The following is a 15,696-nucleotide window of genomic DNA, read 5'->3' on the forward strand; positions in this document are numbered from 1 at the left end:
TCAGGAGCGCCGGATGGATCTGCCCGAGGGACTCGACTGGGTACGCCGATCACCGGCCGGTCGCGCCTGGCTAGCCGCACTCCCGACGTGGCTGACGGAGTGCGCCGAACGGTGGTCGCTGCGGGTCGGCCCGCCCTTCCGGCAGGCGTACGCGTCACTGGCGCTCCCCGCCCACCTGCCCGACGGTACGACGGCGGTGCTGAAACTCCAGTACCCCGACGAGGAAAGCCGGCACGAGGCCGACGCCCTGGCCCACTGGGACGGCGACGCGGCGATCCGCCTGCTCGCCCACGACCCCGGGCGGCGTGCCCTGCTGCTCGAACGCTGCCAGCCCGGCACTCCCCTGCACGACCTTCCGCCGGACCGAGCGCTGGACGTGGTGATCGGACTGCTCCCCCGGCTCTGGCGACCGGCCGGCGCGCCGTTCACCCCGCTGGCACAGGAGGCCGCCGGTTGGATCAACCGGATGCCCAGGGCCTGGGAACGGGCCGGCCGACCGTACGAGCGACGGCTGCTCGACGCGGCGCTCGACCTGCTCACCGGCCTGGCGTCGAGCCAGGGCGAGCAGGTGCTGGTCAACCAGGACCTGCACGCCGGCAACATCCTCGCCGCCGACGCGCTCGCCGCCGACCGAGGGCCGTGGCTGGCGATCGACCCGAAGCCGCTGACCGGGGAACGGGAGTTCTCGGTCGTACCGATGGTGCGCGGCCCGGAGTTGGGCCACTCACCGGCCGCCGTCCGGCATCGGCTGCACCGGCTCAGCACCGGACTGGGGCTGGACCCCGAACGGGTCCGAGGTTGGACGATCGGGCACACGCTGGCCTGGAGCGTCGCCGACGACACAGTCTTCCCCGAGAAGATCGAAGTGGTCCGCTGGCTGCTCGACACCGACTGAGCTCCGGCTCGGCCCGACCCAGCTCCGCGATCTTGCACTCGCTGTCCCGACCCAAGGTGCATATCCACCCATGCCAACAACAGAAACTGCAAGATCGCCGCGAGGCGGGCACCGGGGCGCGGGACGGGCAGGGCGGTTCAGCCGGCCTGGCAGGTACGGCACCAGTACAGGTTGCGGCCCGCCAACTCGCCGCGACTGACCTCGGTGCCGCAGACGTGGCAGGGCGCTCCCGGGCGGCGGTAGGCGTACACCTCGCCGCCGTGCCGGTCCACCCGCGCCGGCCGGCCCATCGCCTCCGGCAGGTGCGCGTCGCGGACCGTGTCGATCCGGCCGTGCTCGACCGCGAGCCGCATCAAGCCGACCAGGTCGCCCCAGAGCGCGTCCCAGCCGGTCCGGGTCAACTGTCGGCCGGGCATCGTCGGCGGCAGCCCCGCCCGGAACAGCGCCTCGGTCACGAAGATCAAACCGGTGCCGGCCACCACCGACTGGTCCAGCAGCAGCGCGGCGAGAGGGGTGGGGCTGCGGGCGATCCGGGCGTACGCCCGCTCCGGGTCGGCGTCGGCGCGCAACGGGTCCGGCCCGAGGCGGTCCCGCAGCGCGGCCACCTCGGGTGGGGTGAGCAGCTCACAGGCCGTCGGCCCGCGCAGGTCGAGCCAGTGCCGGTCGCTGGCCAGCCGTAGTCGCACCTGCCCGATCGGTTCCGGCGGCTCCCCCGGCCCGTCGGTGAACTTGCCGTACAACCCGAGGTGTACGTGCAACGTCAGCTCGCCGGCGTAGTGGTGCAGCAGGTGCTTCCCGTACGCCTCGGTGCCTTCCAGCACCGTCCCGGAGAGCCGGGCGGCACCCTCGGCGAAGCGGCCCTGCGGGCTGGCGACGTGCAGCTTGTCCCCGGCGAACAACTCGGCGTGCCGGGCCGCCAGGCGATGGATCGTGTGTCCCTCTGGCACAGGTGCCAAGGATAGCCAGCCCCGCCCGAGGGGAGCGCGCTGCTCGGCTCGGGCCTGCCGCCGCCTCGACCGACCCAGTCCTCGCCACGTCGATCCACTCGGTCCCTGCGGCGTTGATCGACTCGGGCTCCAGGACACCGCGGTGTTGCAAAGAGCGGGACACCCCGACTTCCAGGAAGGCGAGTCGATCAAGGCCGGACCCAACCGGGACCAGGGCCGGTCAAGGCCGGTCTCGGCGGCCGTACCCAGGATTGGTGTCAGGAAACGCCCAGGTGGGTATTTGAGGGCCGACACCGCGTGGGTGCCACCCTTTCCGTCGGCCACCACGCATTCATCAGGAGGTGTGTAGTGGTCAGGATTCCTTCGCTGTCCCGCCGGTCCGAGCCGGCACCGACGCGGGACGAGAACCTCGACGGCCGCGTTGACGGCCGCGACACCCCGGTCACCGAGACCGGTCAGTCCGACGACAGCGTCGGCCGCCCGGTGGTCACCGACCGGGACGCCGACCAGACGACGTACCGCAGCGCTGGCGCGACCGGCGGCCAGACCAGCGAGGCCGAGCGGCGGGCCAACGAGCGGGCGGCGGTGGCCCGAGCCGCCACCGCGCGACCGGTGGAGACCGAGTCGCGGGGCACCGCTTCCCGCCCGGTCGCACCCGAGCCCGTGAACGGCGGCACGGCACGGCCGGTCGCACCCGAGCCGGTGAACGGCACGACCAGCCCGGTCACACCCGAGCCCCGCACCGGCACCGCCAACAAGGTGGAGACCGGGTCCCGGCCCACCGTCGCCCCGACCACGGCGCGCGCCGCCGAGCGGGATGCCGACCTCGACAGCACCACCCGTCGGCCCGACACCACCGACCGGGTCACCACCGACCGCCCGGTCGACCCGACCCCGGGCGTGAGCACGCCCGAGCCGCCGGTGACGCGTGGCCCGAAGCCGCGGGCCAGCCTGCTCGCCACCCTCGGCCTGATCGTGTCGGTCGCCGGCGCGATGTTCGTGCTGACCGGCACCTTGGCCGGGTACGGCATCGGGCTCGGCGCGTTCGGTGCGGTGCTCGCGGTGCTCGGCCTGATGGCCACCCGCCGTCGGCATGTCGCCGGCAAGACCGACGCGCTCTTCGGCGTGCTGATCGGGCTGGCCGCGGTCGTGATCGGGGTGCTCGCGATGACCGGCCAGTTCGACTGGCCAACCACCGACGGCGACTGGGTGCCGCGCTTCCGAGAGTGGCTTGACTCACAGTTTGTGGATCGTTTCTAGCGGGCACTGTTCCGCTCGCCGGTGATGCACCGGCGAACAGCCGGCGGTTCGCCGGCAGCCCGATCTCATCCGGTGGTTCACCGGCCGGGCGACACCCTTTCAGGGGCGGCGGTTCGCCGCCCCTGAAGTGTTTCCGGGGCCAGGCCCGAAACACAACTCCCGCCCCAGATGGGCCCCCAACGCAATGATTCACAGTTGGAGAGCGCCCAGACGCAACGAATATTCGGTCTGCGCAACTCTCGGTGGTGGATCCTGCCGCTGACGCCGCATACCGTTGAGCAACGGCGCCAGCCCGTGGGCCACGGTGGCCGGGCGCGCCCGACCCCTGGGAGCAGGACAATGACGATGGACGCCACCAGCCAGCGCCTGTTGATGTGCCGGCCGACGTACTTCGCCGTCGATTACGCGATCAACCCCTGGATGGACCCGAGCGCGCCGGTCGACGCCGCGCTGGCCGTCCGGCAGTGGGAGCAGCTGCGCCAGACGTACCTTGACCTGGGCCACACCGTCGAGGAGATCACTCCGGTGCCCGGCCTGCCCGACATGGTCTTCGCCGCCAACGGCGGCACCGTGATCGACGGCAAGGCGATGGCCGTGCAGTTCCGCGACCCGCAGCGCGCCGACGAGGCGCCGGCGTACCGGGCCTGGTTCGAGGCCGCCGGCTTCGAGATGTACGACCCGAAGCACGTCAACGAGGGCGAGGGCGACGTCCTGCTGGCCGGTGACCACCTGCTGGCCGGCACCGGCTTCCGCACGGCGCACGCCGCACACGCCCAGTTGCAGGAGGTCTTCGGCTACCCGGTGATCACCATGCAGCTTGTCGACCCGCGCTTCTACCACCTGGACACCGCGTTGACAGTGCTCGACGAGCGGACCGTGGCGTACCTGCCGGAGGCGTTCTCCCCGGGCAGCCAGGCTGTGCTGCGCCGGCTCTTCCCCGACGCGGTGCACGCCACCATGGCCGACGCCGAGGTGCTGGGGCTGAACGCGGTCAGCGACGGGCGGCACGTGGTGCTGCCCGCGCAGGCCACCGACCTGGCCGCCAAGCTGCGCGACCGGGGCTACGAGACCATCGGGGTCGACCTGTCCGAGCTACGTAAGGCCGGCGGCGGACCGAAGTGCTGCACGCTGCGACTCCGTCAGGGAAAGGCAAGCAAGTGATAGTGGATGACAAGCTGCGTACGCCGGGAGCGGTCCGGGACGCCGAGCGCTGGACTGCGCACAACTACCACCCGCTGCCGGTGGTTATCTCGTCCGCCGAGGGCGCCTGGCTCACCGACGTGGACGGCCGCCGCTACCTGGACTGCCTGGCCGGCTACTCGGCGCTGAACTTCGGCCACCGGCATCCGCAGCTGATCGCCGCCGCGCACGCCCAACTGGACCGGCTGACGCTGACCAGCCGGGCGTTCATCCACGACCAGTTCGCCGACTTCTGCCGGGAGCTGGCCGAGCTGTGCGGCAAGGACCTCGTGCTGCCGATGAACACCGGCGCCGAGGCGGTGGAGACCGGGATCAAGGTGGCCCGCAAGTGGGGCTACCAGGTCAAGGGCGTGGCCGCCGGGCAGGCCAACATCGTGGTCGCCGAGGGCAACTTCCACGGGCGGACCACCACCATCGTGAGCTTCTCCACCGACGAGGACGCCCGCGCCGACTTCGGGCCGTACACCCCGGGGTTCACTGTCGTGCCGTATGGCGACCTGGACGCGCTGACCGCCGCGATCGACGAGAACACAGTGGCCGTGCTGCTGGAGCCGATCCAGGGCGAGCAGGGTGTGGTGGTGCCGCCGGAGGGTTACCTGCCGGGTGTACGCCAGGTCTGCACCGAGCGCAACGTGCTGTTCATCGCCGACGAGATCCAGTCGGGTCTGGGACGTACCGGCGCGACCTTCGCCTGTGACCACGAGGGCGTCGTGCCGGACATGTACCTGCTCGGCAAGGCGCTCGGCGGCGGCATCGTGCCGGTCTCCGCGGTGGCCGCGAACGCCGACGTGCTCGGCGTGCTCAAGCCCGGCCAGCACGGCTCCACCTTCGGCGGCAACCCGCTCGCCTGCGCGGTGGCGATCGAGGTGGTCCGGCTGCTGGCCACCGGCGAGTTCCAGCGCCGCTCGGCCGAGCTGGGTGAGCGGCTGCGGGCCGGCCTGGAAGGGCTGGTCGGCAAGGGCCTCGTGGGGGTACGCGTCCGTGGCCTGTGGGCCGGTCTGGACATCGACCCGGCGCTGATGAGCGGTCGGGAGGCGTGTGAGCGGCTCGCCGCGCGCGGAGTCCTCGCCAAGGACACCCACGGCTCCACCATCCGGCTCGCCCCGCCGCTGGTGATCACCGAGGAGGAGATCGACCTGGCGGTGACCCAGCTGGCCGAGGTGCTGGCCGGCTGACCCGGGAACGTGGTGAAAGGCGGGCGTCGGGGTTCCGGCGCCCGCCTTTCGTGTCAGGGGCGGGGTAGGCGCATGGCCATGGTCGGGGCCTCGGCCATCACCGAGGTGGGGGTGAACGGGGCGCCGGTGGGCAACTCCTCGGCCCGACCGATCTGCACCCCCGGATACAGCTCCACCATGTCGTTCTCGCCCAGCACCCGGGACTGCTGCGGGGCCAGCGGGATCCGGTCGGACTCGGCCATCGAACCGGCCGGGCGGATGCCGGAGCCGTTGGTGCTGACGTCGGTCACGATGACCTCGCCGACCCGCAGCTCGAAGCGGACGTGACCACGACTGATCCAGCGACGGGCCTCGTCGTTGAGCCACTGCCCGAGCATGATCCCGCCGTCCTGCTCCGGAGCCCGACCGGCCACGATCGGCTGCTCCTCGCTGAGCACGAACCGCCGCCGGACCAGGCCGCCGACGCGCACCGCGAGCACCTCGGTACGCGGACGCGGGCCGCCGTCACCGAGCCGTACGCCGTGCCGCGGGCAGGTCGGCACGCCGTTGCGCAGGGCGGGCGGCGGCTGCGCGGCGGGGCTGCGGTCTGCGCCCCCGGCCAGGTCGGCGAACGCGCCACCCCCACCACCGCCGCCGAACAGCGCGCAGCCCGACTCCGGGCAGCGCCACTGGCGGGCCAGCAGCTTGACGCCGGTCGGCGACCGCTTGCCGGCCACCGGCGAGTGCCCTCCACCGACGTGCGCGATGAACACCGGCCCGCCGGCGCCCGGCACCGGCGCGACCACCCGACCGGGCTGCTCGACCAGCCACGGGAACCGCCCGCGCAACCCGTCGAAGCGGACCCGGCTGAGCACCGGCAGACCGAGCAGGTCGGCGACCTCCAACATCCGGTCACCCGGGTTGTCGAGCACCTCGACGAGCCCGTCGTCGGCCCAGCGGCGGACGACCATCCGCTCGTTCGAGGTGAGGTCGGCGTCGGAGAGCAACGCCCGGTGTACCACCGCGTAGACCTGGACGCTGTCCTCCTCCAACTCGCGGGAGAGCGCGTCGATGACCATGCCGAGGCGGAGCAGGCTAGCCGGCCGACCACCGTCGATGTCCTGGTAGCGGATCACCTCGGCCAGATCGACCACGGCTCGGGCCAGTGACGGGTCCGTGCAGACCCGACCCTCGATGGCATCCAGAACCTTGCTGATCTCGAATCTCATGCCGCACTCCGGACGATGTCGTCAATTCGCCGGGCCAGCTCGATGTCCCGGTGGGTGACCCCACCGGCCGAGTGCGTGACACAGCGGAAGGTCAGGGTCCGCCATCGGATGTCGATGTCGGGATGGTGGTCGAGCTCCTCGGCCACCGTCGCCACCCGGTCCACCACCGCGATGGCCGCCGGGAAACTGCCGAGCTGCGCGGTACGACCGATGCCGGTCGGGTCACCCGACCAGTCGGGCAACCGGCTCAGCTCTTCTCGCACCGCGTCCGCGGTGAGCAGGTCTGCCATGACCAGACCCTACCGGTGGGACGGCTGGCTGACCGGACGTGCTCCCTCGAGCCCAGGGTCTCCTGCCGGCGGTGCCGGCCAGAAACGCGACGGCGGGGCGGCATCATCAGATGCCGCCCCGCCGATCAGTATCGCGTCAGCCGCGCAGCGGCCGTGCTGTTCAGCCGCGCAGCGGCCGCCCCACCTCGTGCAGGTGACCGAGCGCCTGCCGGTACGACTCGACCAGCCCGGTCTCGGCGTACGGGATGCCCTGCTCGACGCAGTAGGCCCGCACGATCGGCTGGGCCCGGCGCAGGTTGGCGCGCGGCATGTTCGGGAAGAGGTGGTGCTCGATCTGGTAGTTGAGACCGCCGAGCGTGGTGTCCACCAGCCGGCTGCCGCGCACGTTGCGGGAGGTCAGCACCTGCTTACGCAGGAAGTCCAGCTCGTCCTCGGCGGTCGGCATCGGCATGCCCTTGTGGTTCGGCGCGAACGCGCAGCCCATGTAGAGGCCCCACAGCGCCTGGTGCACGACGGCAAAGAGCAGCGCCTTGACCGGGGACATGACCGCCAACAGCAGCGCCACGTAGGCGGCGGTGTGCGCGACGAGCAACGCCGCCTCGACCGCCCGGTGCCGCATCGGGACGGCGTACTTGCCGTCCTCCCGGCCGACGATCGCCTTGATGCTCGCCACGTGCAGGCTCAGACCCTCGAGCAGCAGCATCGGGAAGAAGAAGTACGCCTGCCGCTGAGCCATCCAACGGCCGAACCCCCTGGTCTCCAACGCCTGCTCGGGCGTCCACACCAGGGCCCCCGCGCCGACGTCCGGATCCTCGTCCTCGTGGTTCGGGTTGGCGTGGTGCCGGTTGTGCTTGTCGACCCACCAGCCGTAGCTGATCCCCACCGCCACGTTGCCGGCGAACAGCCCCACCACCTCGCTCGGGCCACGCCGACGGAACATCTGGCGGTGCCCGGCGTCGTGACCGAGGAACGCGACCTGGGTGGTGGCCACGGCCATCAGGGCCGCGAGCGGAAGCTGCCACCAGGAGTCACCGAGCAGGAACACGGCCACCCAGCCGGCCACGAACGCACCGAGGGTGAGCACGATGCGGGTGACATACCAGCCGGGGCGCCGCTCCAGCAGGCCCGCCTGGCTGATCCGTCGGGACAACTGTGCGTAGTCACTACCTCGCCGTCGTACCGGCGGTTCCGCCACCGCTCCGAGCGCCATCGCTGCTCCCGTTCCGCTTGCGCCCGTACCGGGGTGGTTCGGGCTTAATGTCAAGTCTCCCGATCGCAGTAGCGGTGAGTAACCCCGACAACCCCCGAATGGGGGGTAGGGCAGGCCCTACCCCCCATTGGTTCGACTCAGCTCAGTCGACCCACCGCGGCGCGCAGTCGAGCCAGGTCACGTCGCCGCCGCTCGTAGGTTGCGGCGAGCCCGACCAGCGCCAGCCCGCCGACTCCCAGGTAGATCCACCGGGGCAGCAGATCCCACCCCCGGGCCAGCTCGTGCAGCGCCAACAGCGTCAGCACCCCGCCGCCGAGCAGCACCGGCGCCTGCCACCGGCGGGTCGCGCCGGCCAGCACCGCGCCGGTCGCCGCCGCGCCGAGGAGCAGTCGCCGCCACGGCTGCGGGTCCGCCCCGGCCAGCACCGACACGAGGCTGGGCAGCAACGCCGCGACCAGCCCCGGGCCGAGGGCCGGCCAGCTGGTCAGCCCCGGCCGGGTACGCAGCGCCAACAGACCCCCTCCGACGGCGAGCGCTGCGGCCGGCAGGGTGTACGCCTCCAGCACTGTCACCCCACCGGCGGCCAGCAGCACCCAGGCCCCGAGCAACTCGCTGCCGGCGGCGATCCCGGCGAACGTCCACCGCCGACCGGCGGGTTCGCCCCGGCGCAGCAGTCGCAGCGCCACTGCGACACCCCAGAGCACGCAGACGGTGGCGAGGTGCCGGGCCGCCTCGACGGCGAGCACCGCCGCCACCAGCGCGACGGCCTGCGCGGTAGCGTCCAGCACCCGTCCCAGCCGGACCCGCGCCGGGATGACCGCCGCGGCGGCAAGCACCAACGCGGCCACCGCCAACAGCGGGTACGTGGCAGCCCGCAACGGCAGCCCAGCGGCGAGCGGGGCGGTCACCGCCAACGCGGACGCCGCGCCCACGGCGGCAAGACAACCGGCGACCCGTACCTCGAACCGGCGCGCCCCGGCGGCGACCGCTACCGCCGCCACCAGCAACGCCCCCTCGGCCGCGAGCGTCCCGGCGCGGGTGGCCAGCAGACCGAGCACACCGGAGGCCACCAGCACCACGCCCACCGGCACCGCGACCGGTGCGAGCGCCGGGCGGGCCGCCGCCAGCGCGGTGAACAGCAACGCCGCCAGGCCGGCGAGCAGAACGGCGGCCGGCAGCACCGGCCACGGCGCGCCGATCGCGATGAGCAGCACCGGCAGCGCCGCCGCGACGAACGGCAGCGCGGGCGGCACCGGCCGGCCGACCCGCCGACCGGCCAGCGCGCCGGCCAGCGCCAACACGACCAGCGCGAACCCGACCGGGAGCACCGACGGGTCGGCGACGACAGTGGGCACCCCCGACCACACCCGGTTCCCGCCGCCGTAGGGCGACCCGAGCGCGGTCAGCACCGTCGGCAGGGCCGCCAGGACGGCGACCACCGCCAGCGTTCCGCCGGCCGCCAGCAACAGCGCCGACCGGGCCGACTCGCGCCCGTCGGCCGCCGGCCGGTCCCCGAGGGCCGACTGGTCGGCGGCGCTCGCCGACGGCAGCAGGTAGACGACGAACGCGACACCCAGCGCAGCCAGCGCCGCGTACAGAACGAGCGGCTCGTCACCCGCCCCGACCAGCGGCGCGAGGCCGGGCACGGTCACCGCGGCGACGGCGCCGATCACCGCGTACCCGATCAGCTCCACCCGGTGGCGGCGGGCCGCGAGCGCCGCGACCAGCGACAGCCCGGCGACGGCCAGCGCGAGCCGGGCCTGCCACCACGGCGGCCCGCCCGCAGCGAACATCGCCACCGCCGCGATCCCGGGCAGCGCGAGCTGCCCGAACAGCAGACCCACACCGGCCACCTCCCGGTACGCGCCGGCCCCCCGTCGGACGGCCAGTGCCAGCCCGACCACGGCGAGCACGCCGAGCGCCACCAGGGCACCGGTCGGGGCGGCCAGGGCGACCACCAGCCCGTGCCCGAGCAGGACGGCACCGCCGAGGGCACGGGTGCGCAGGGCGACCGGTGGGGTGCTCGGGCGGGCCAGCACGGCGAGCAGCAGCGCGACCCCGCCGACCAGGTCGACGGCCACCACCTGAGGCCAGGAGGCCGACCAGCCGGCGGGTACGGCGAACAGCACCGCCACCGCGCCGGCCGTGGCGAGCACCGCCCGCGCGCCACGGGGCAGCAGGAGCGCCGTCGCGCCGATCGCCAGCGCAACCGCGGGTGCCAGCTGCCAACCCCAGCGCAGGTCCGGCCCTGTCCCAGCCCCGCCCCAGGGCGGCAGCGACCGGCCGACGGCGGCGACCGCCAGCCCAATGGTGATCAACACGGTGACCTGCGCCGTGCCCGCCGCGACGAACAGCGCGCCGGCCCGTGGGCCGGTCCGCCAACCGCCGCCACCGTCCACCGCCGCCACCGCCGGCAGGAGCCGCACGGCGGCGGCCATCCCGAGCGCCACCGTCGCCGTCGCGAGCAGCAGCACTGACGGCCGCAGCTCCGCCACCGGACGCAGCAGGGCGGCGGCGAGCACCGGCACCAGCAGCCCGGCCGCCACCGCCCGCAGCGCCCGCCCCCCGACGAGCCAGGCCGCACCGAACCCGGTCAGCGCGACCAGCAAGAGCGGCACCCCGGCCAGCAGTGGCGAGCCCCCCGCCCGCCCACCGACCAGCGGCACCACCGCGCACGCCGAGGCGCCCACCAGCGCGCCGACGTGACCGGCGCCGGCCAGGACCCGGCCGACGAGCTGCGCCGCCCCTCCCCGGCCACGCAGCGCGACCAGCACCGCCAGGTTCAGCGACGCCACCCCGAGCACTACCAACGCCCACCCCGCCGCACCCAGCCCGGCCTCGGCGGCGAGCAGCGGCAACACCGGCTGAGCGGCCACCAGGGCGGCGAACCAGGGCCCCGTCAACCCGCTCCACCGGCCGTACGCCACGGCGACCGCCGCGCTGGCCCCCCCGACCAGCGCGGCGTACCGGCTGCCCGGCCAGCCGGTCACTTCGACCAGGTCCACCGACCAGGCCGCGTAACCGTCCAGCACCACCAGCAGCAACCCCACCGCGGCGAACGTCTCCGCCGTACCGCGCAGCCCTCGGCGGACCGCCAGCAGCGGTACGCCCAGCGCGAGCGCTGTGAACGCCACCAGGATCAACGCCCGCCCGGCGACCCCCACCGCCGCCCAGGCGACAGCTGTGAACACCACCGCCGCGGTGCCCAGCAGGAGTCCACCGAGGACGAAGAGCAGACCTTGGACCGTCCGGGTCGAGGTCTCCGCCGCACCCGGCCGCGTATCCGTCGCGACCCCGGGACCCGGGCCGATGAACGGCGTCGGACCGACGACAGGCGCCGGGCGCGCCACGACCGAGGCCGCCAACCCTGCGCGGACGACCGAGGCCAGTTCGGCCCGCCGCCCGGACACTGTCGACAGCCGTCCGGCCAGCTCGGTGTACGCGCGGCGAGCCCGCTCCACCTGCGGCTCAAGCTCGGCGACCTCCCGGCTCAGCCGAACCACCTCAGCGGCAATCGGGTCGGGCGCGCGATGGCAGCCGGAGCAACCGGCGCTCAGATCGGCCGGCGCACCGCAGGCGGGGCAGGGGTAACGGGTGTCGTCCACCGGGTCATCATCGACAACCGACCGGCGTGCGACCCAGAGTGCGCGTACTCAGGATCGGGTGTGCTCGTACACCCAGGTGGCGTAGTCGGGGTTGCCGCTCTCCACCCTGGACACCAGGATCTCCGGCACCTCGTACGGGTGGCTGACCCGGATCTGGTCCAGCAACGCGGTGAGCCGATCCGGTGCGGTCTTGAACTGCACCGACCACTCGGTGCTCGTCTCCATCCCGGACCGCCACCAGTAGGTGCTGTCCACCTGACCACCCACCTGGGCGCAGGCGGCGAGCCTGCCGGCGACGGCCGCAGCCGCCAGCACGTCGGCGACCGAACGCGCATCCACCACCGTTGTCACCACGCAGATCTCGTCCACGCCCGCACCCTACGCGGACATCTACCGATTAGCGGCGATCCAGGCATCAATCTGCGCCCACCAATCGAAGAGCCAGTCGATGCGTTGCTGCCGTCCGGTCGGTACGTCCTCCGGCGGCACGGACCAGAACCGCATCACGATCCGCTTGTCCATCGGCAGTTCCCGCCACACGTCGGCGACGGTCAGCATCCGGTCCAGCCCGGTGTGGGCGACGAAGATGACCCCGGCGTCCGGTGCGGCGTCCAGCGCGGCGAGCATCCCACCGGGCTGCGGGGCGAGCACGTGGCGCATCCGCTCGGCGCGCAGGGCCATCCATTCCAGGCCGAGGGAGCGCAGCCGGGCGATGGCGCGCAGCCGTCGCCGGGGGGTGAAGTTGCCGCCCTCGGGGAAGATCACGAACGCGTCGTTGTCGTCCAGGCCGGTGGCGAGGTGCCCGATCTGGCGTACCGTCTCCTCGCCGCGCTCCGGAGTCGGCGCGATGAACCGGTTGGGCAGCCGGTTGAGCAGCACGTCGATCGCCGGATCCCACTGGAGGCTGTCCTTGAGGACGATCCGTGGCTCGCGGTGGAACCAGTTGACCAGCCCGTGGATCAGGATGAACGAGTCGCCCGGCCCGGCGTGCCGACAGAGCACCAGCTCGGGCCGGCCGGGCAGCGCGGTGTCCGGGTCGGTGCCCACGACGTCGATGCGCAACCGCAGTGTCCAACGTGCCTGCCAGAACAGCACCCGCAGGAACCAGCCGGCCAGCACGTAGTGCGCGCGCTGGAAGGCCGGCGACCGGGTCCGCCAGCCGAAGCCGGAGACGACCCAGAGCAGGAAGAGCGCGAGCAGCGCGGCGGCGTCCCAGACCAGGTAGAAGCAGCCGATCCAGAGCAGTCGCAGCGGGCGCAACCGGCCCGGGACCAGCGGGGACGCGGCTGCGGCGAGCAGCGCCCAGATCGGCAACGTGGTGACCACGAGGAAGGCGAGCAGCACGACGGCGGGGGCGATCAGCAGCCGACGCAGCCACCGGGGAGGCAGCGGCATCAACGCTCCAGGTGGGTGGCGAGGTAGCGCCGGGAGGCGGTGTACGCGCGGCTGATCCGCCGTCCCACCGCCGCCATGTCGCGGTACGCCCAGGGTGTGTCGTCGCGTGGGTTGAGCCCGCCGGTCGGCAGGACGTGCACCTCCACCCCCTCCGGCAGAGCCGCCATCTCCCGGAAGAAGCGGTGCCGGCGGGAGATCTCGAACGCGACCTGCGCGATCTCCCACGGCCGACGGGGCGGGGTCAGGTCCCGTTCGATCCGACCCACCTGGAGGACGTAGATCCGGCGGGCGCCGACGGCCACCGCCTCGCCGATGGGGATGGAGTTGACAATGCCGCCGTCCACGTAGTGCGCGCCGTCGATCTGCATCGGCGGGAGCAGGCCCGGCACCGAGGCCGACGCCATCACCGCCGGCACCACCGGGCCGCTGTCGAACCAGTGCTCGGCGGCCCGCTCGATGTGTGCGGCGCAGCACCGGAACGGAACCCGCAGATCGGCGAAGGTGGTGTCCACCCCCAGCTCGTTCTCCAACAGGCGGCGCAGCGGCCGGGGTGAGTGCAGGTGGGTGCGGGCGGCGAAGCGGCGCAACTGCCGGGCGACCGAGTCGCCGTACACCTCGCTCGCCTCCGGTGAGGCCCAGAGCCGGACCAGCCGGTCGGTCACCGCCTCGGACGGATCGGCGGCGACCAGCGCGCCGTTGACCGCGCCGATCGAGGTGCCGAGGACCATGTCGGGTTGGATGCCGGCCCGGAACAGGGCACGCAACATGCCGACCTCGACCGCGCCGAGCACTCCCCCGCCGCCGAGCACGAACGCCACCGGTCCCCCCGCCATGTCTCTCATCCTGGCACGGGCCCGCCGCCGACCGGTGGGCCGCTGTCGACCGGCGGTCAGCGCACGGCAGGCACCGTCCGTCGACGGCTGGTGGCTACGGCGTTGACAGGCAGGACGCATTCGCGCAACCTGATACCGCTCCCACCCCTGAGGCAGGTGCGATCCGTGAAGGCAGCACTGCATCCGGGCCGGTTGCTGGCTCGCAGATACCGACTTCTGGACCAGATCGGCGCCGGCGGCATGTCGGTCATCTGGCGTGCCCGGGACGAGGTACTGGACCGGGTGGTCGCGCTGAAGGTGCTCGCCCCGTCACTCGCCGCCGACGCGCGGTTCCGGGGCATGGTGCGCGAGGAGGCACGGGCTGCCGCCCAGTTGGTGCACCCGCACCTGACCTCCGTGCACGACTACGGCGAGACGGTCGACCCGGACGGCTCGATCACCTCGTTCGTGGTGATGGAGCTGCTCAGCGGCGAGGAGTTGAAGCTGCGGCTCACCGAGGGGCCGTTGCCGTGGACCGAGGCGGTCCAGGTGGGCGCGCAGGTGGCGGACGCGTTGGCCGCCGCGCACCGGCTCGGCATCGTGCACCGGGACATCACCCCGGCCAACGTGATGATGACCGGGACGGGCGTCAAGGTCCTCGACTTCGGCATCGCCACCCGGATCGGCGCACCCGATGAGGACGAGGACGGCGAGACCTTCGGCACCCCGGCGTACGTCGCCCCGGAACGCCTCGACGGCGCGCCGGCCCAACCGTCCACCGACGTCTACTCGCTCGGCGTGCTGCTGCACGAGGCGCTCACCGGCCGGGTCCCGTATCCGGCGGACACCTGGGAGCAGCTCAGCGCAGCCTTGGCCAGTGGTCCGCCGCCGACGCTGGCCGACCTACCGGACCTGCCCGCACCGGTGGCCCAGATCTGCCTGCGCAGCCTCGCCCGGAACCCTGCCGATCGGCCGACCGCCCGGCAGGTCGCCACCGCGCTCCGCGACCACTCGCTGCCCGCCGAGCCCCCGACGGCGACCATCCGGGTGCCCACCCAGCCCCTGCCACCACAGTCGCCCGTCATCGCGGCGGCCAGCCCTCCGGCGGCGGCACGACTGGATCCAGACACCTCGGACGGCGGGACCTCCTCCGGCCTGGGCGAGCCGGCGACCGGGTCCGGCTGGTCGCGGCGGCGGCTGGTGTTGCTGCTGGTGCTGGCCGTCGGGGTGACGCTGGCCGGGGTGGCCCTGCTGCCCGAACAGCAGCCGACCCGCCGGGCGCAGCCCTCCGCCGGGCCGGTGACGGCCCCGTCGACCGACCCGCCGGCCCCCGAGTCGTCCGCGCCGATCACGTCGACCCCGCCGACCGCGGCGCCGACGACGAAGCCGACCACCGGGGCGCCCACCTCGAACCCAGGCACCCTGACCGAGGTCGCGAACCGGGTCGACGGGTTGATCGGCGCCGGCCTGAGCGCCGGCGAGATCCGCGACGACGTTGCCCTCGACCTGCGAAACGAGCTGCGCAACCTGACCGTGGCGGTCAGCTCCGGCCGCGAAGAGCTGGCACCGCCGGTGGCCCGACTGCGCGCGAAGGTCGCCGTCCGTCTCGGTGAGGGCGGCATCAGCCCGGCGTACGCCTCTCGGCTCGACGCCGCCATCGCCGAGCTGGGCGCGACCGGAGCCTGACCCGGCGGAGACC

At 73.4% G+C, this 15,696-nt stretch carries 13 protein-coding genes; 5 read left to right on the forward strand and 8 right to left on the reverse strand.

Translation table 11 applies throughout. The features are described from left to right. Window positions 1-13 precede the first annotated feature (13 nt). The gene (locus MED15_RS30320; protein ID WP_112601461.1) at window positions 14-895 is read left to right on the forward strand and encodes an aminoglycoside phosphotransferase family protein; all 882 of its coding nucleotides are present in this window, start codon (window positions 14-16) and stop codon (window positions 893-895) included. Window positions 896-1,032: 137 nt separating this feature from the next. On the opposite strand, the gene MED15_RS30325 is transcribed toward MED15_RS30320, so the two are convergent. Continuing rightward, window positions 1,033-1,842 carry an Fpg/Nei family DNA glycosylase gene (locus tag MED15_RS30325; RefSeq protein ID WP_112732316.1) on the reverse strand — a complete coding sequence of 270 codons (810 nt, stop codon included), beginning with the start codon at window positions 1,840-1,842 and terminating at the stop codon, window positions 1,033-1,035. Between the two features lie 348 nt (window positions 1,843-2,190). Between MED15_RS30325 and MED15_RS30330 the strand changes: the two genes are divergently transcribed. The 3 genes from MED15_RS30330 to rocD all read left to right on the forward strand — a co-directional run bounded on the left by MED15_RS30330 (window position 2,191) and on the right by rocD (window position 5,477). Next, entirely contained in the window at window positions 2,191-3,102 is a 912-nt protein-coding gene (locus tag MED15_RS30330; RefSeq protein WP_225855406.1) for a DMT family transporter, read from the forward strand. A gap of 345 nt (window positions 3,103-3,447) precedes the next feature. Continuing rightward, complete coding sequence (gene ddaH / locus MED15_RS30335; protein ID WP_181518433.1) at window positions 3,448-4,263, forward strand: dimethylargininase; 816 nt, start codon at window positions 3,448-3,450, stop codon at window positions 4,261-4,263. Beyond that, on the forward strand, window positions 4,263-5,477 hold the full coding sequence (gene rocD / locus MED15_RS30340) for an ornithine--oxo-acid transaminase (protein ID WP_181541702.1): 1,215 nt from the start codon (window positions 4,263-4,265) through the stop codon (window positions 5,475-5,477). Before ddaH ends, rocD begins: the two co-directional genes overlap by 1 nt. A 53-nt stretch (window positions 5,478-5,530) precedes the next feature. Here the strand turns inward: rocD and MED15_RS30345 are convergent, their stop codons facing one another. The 7 genes from MED15_RS30345 to MED15_RS30370 form a co-directional block, all read right to left on the reverse strand. Continuing rightward, window positions 5,531-6,685: an FHA domain-containing protein gene (locus MED15_RS30345; RefSeq protein WP_181541694.1), complete on the reverse strand. Its 1,155-nt coding sequence runs from the start codon at window positions 6,683-6,685 to the stop codon at window positions 5,531-5,533. Beyond that, window positions 6,682-6,975 carry a 4a-hydroxytetrahydrobiopterin dehydratase gene (locus MED15_RS33890; protein ID WP_112676987.1) on the reverse strand — a complete coding sequence of 98 codons (294 nt, stop codon included), beginning with the start codon at window positions 6,973-6,975 and terminating at the stop codon, window positions 6,682-6,684. Before MED15_RS33890 ends, MED15_RS30345 begins: the two co-directional genes overlap by 4 nt. Window positions 6,976-7,135: 160 nt before the next feature. Further along, window positions 7,136-8,185 carry a fatty acid desaturase family protein gene (locus tag MED15_RS30350; RefSeq protein WP_112583637.1) on the reverse strand — a complete coding sequence of 350 codons (1,050 nt, stop codon included), beginning with the start codon at window positions 8,183-8,185 and terminating at the stop codon, window positions 7,136-7,138. Between the two features lie 137 nt (window positions 8,186-8,322). Continuing rightward, the gene (locus tag MED15_RS30355) at window positions 8,323-11,790 is read right to left on the reverse strand and encodes an SCO7613 C-terminal domain-containing membrane protein (RefSeq protein ID WP_112737574.1); all 3,468 of its coding nucleotides are present in this window, start codon (window positions 11,788-11,790) and stop codon (window positions 8,323-8,325) included. 48 nt (window positions 11,791-11,838) lie between these two features. After that, entirely contained in the window at window positions 11,839-12,159 is a 321-nt protein-coding gene (gene cutA / locus MED15_RS30360; protein WP_091406014.1) for a divalent-cation tolerance protein CutA, read from the reverse strand. Between the two features lie 21 nt (window positions 12,160-12,180). Beyond that, window positions 12,181-13,185 (reverse strand): 1-acyl-sn-glycerol-3-phosphate acyltransferase, encoded by a 1,005-nt coding sequence (locus MED15_RS30365; RefSeq protein WP_112583639.1) that lies wholly within the window; start codon window positions 13,183-13,185, stop codon window positions 12,181-12,183. Next, window positions 13,185-14,018, reverse strand: coding sequence for a patatin-like phospholipase family protein (locus tag MED15_RS30370; RefSeq protein ID WP_112583640.1), 834 nt, complete (start codon window positions 14,016-14,018; stop codon window positions 13,185-13,187). The genes MED15_RS30365 and MED15_RS30370 overlap by 1 nt, the downstream gene beginning before the upstream one ends. 165 nt (window positions 14,019-14,183) lie before the next feature. Here MED15_RS30370 and MED15_RS30375 point away from each other — a divergent pair, with 165 nt between their 5' ends. Next, window positions 14,184-15,683: a serine/threonine-protein kinase gene (locus MED15_RS30375; RefSeq protein WP_112725358.1), complete on the forward strand. Its 1,500-nt coding sequence runs from the start codon at window positions 14,184-14,186 to the stop codon at window positions 15,681-15,683. The last annotated feature ends 13 nt before the right edge of the window (window positions 15,684-15,696 follow it).

It is taken from the genome of Micromonospora noduli, from assembly GCF_003264475.1.
Taxonomy (GTDB): domain Bacteria; phylum Actinomycetota; class Actinomycetes; order Mycobacteriales; family Micromonosporaceae; genus Micromonospora; species Micromonospora noduli.

What these genes read in the sequence shown, in the direction of transcription:
- ddaH (WP_181518433.1), top strand. Translation starts at nt 3,448, where the DNA reads ATGGACGCCACCAGCCAGCGCCTGTTGATGTGCCGGCCGACGTACTTC.
- MED15_RS30350 (WP_112583637.1), bottom strand. Translation starts at nt 8,185, where the DNA reads ATGGCGCTCGGAGCGGTGGCGGAACCGCCGGTACGACGGCGAGGTAGT.
- MED15_RS30320 (WP_112601461.1), top strand. Translation starts at nt 14, where the DNA reads ATGGATCTGCCCGAGGGACTCGACTGGGTACGCCGATCACCGGCCGGT.
- MED15_RS30370 (WP_112583640.1), bottom strand. Translation starts at nt 14,018, where the DNA reads ATGGCGGGGGGACCGGTGGCGTTCGTGCTCGGCGGCGGGGGAGTGCTC.
- MED15_RS30365 (WP_112583639.1), bottom strand. Translation starts at nt 13,185, where the DNA reads ATGCCGCTGCCTCCCCGGTGGCTGCGTCGGCTGCTGATCGCCCCCGCC.
- MED15_RS33890 (WP_112676987.1), bottom strand. Translation starts at nt 6,975, where the DNA reads ATGGCAGACCTGCTCACCGCGGACGCGGTGCGAGAAGAGCTGAGCCGG.
- MED15_RS30345 (WP_181541694.1), bottom strand. Translation starts at nt 6,685, where the DNA reads ATGAGATTCGAGATCAGCAAGGTTCTGGATGCCATCGAGGGTCGGGTC.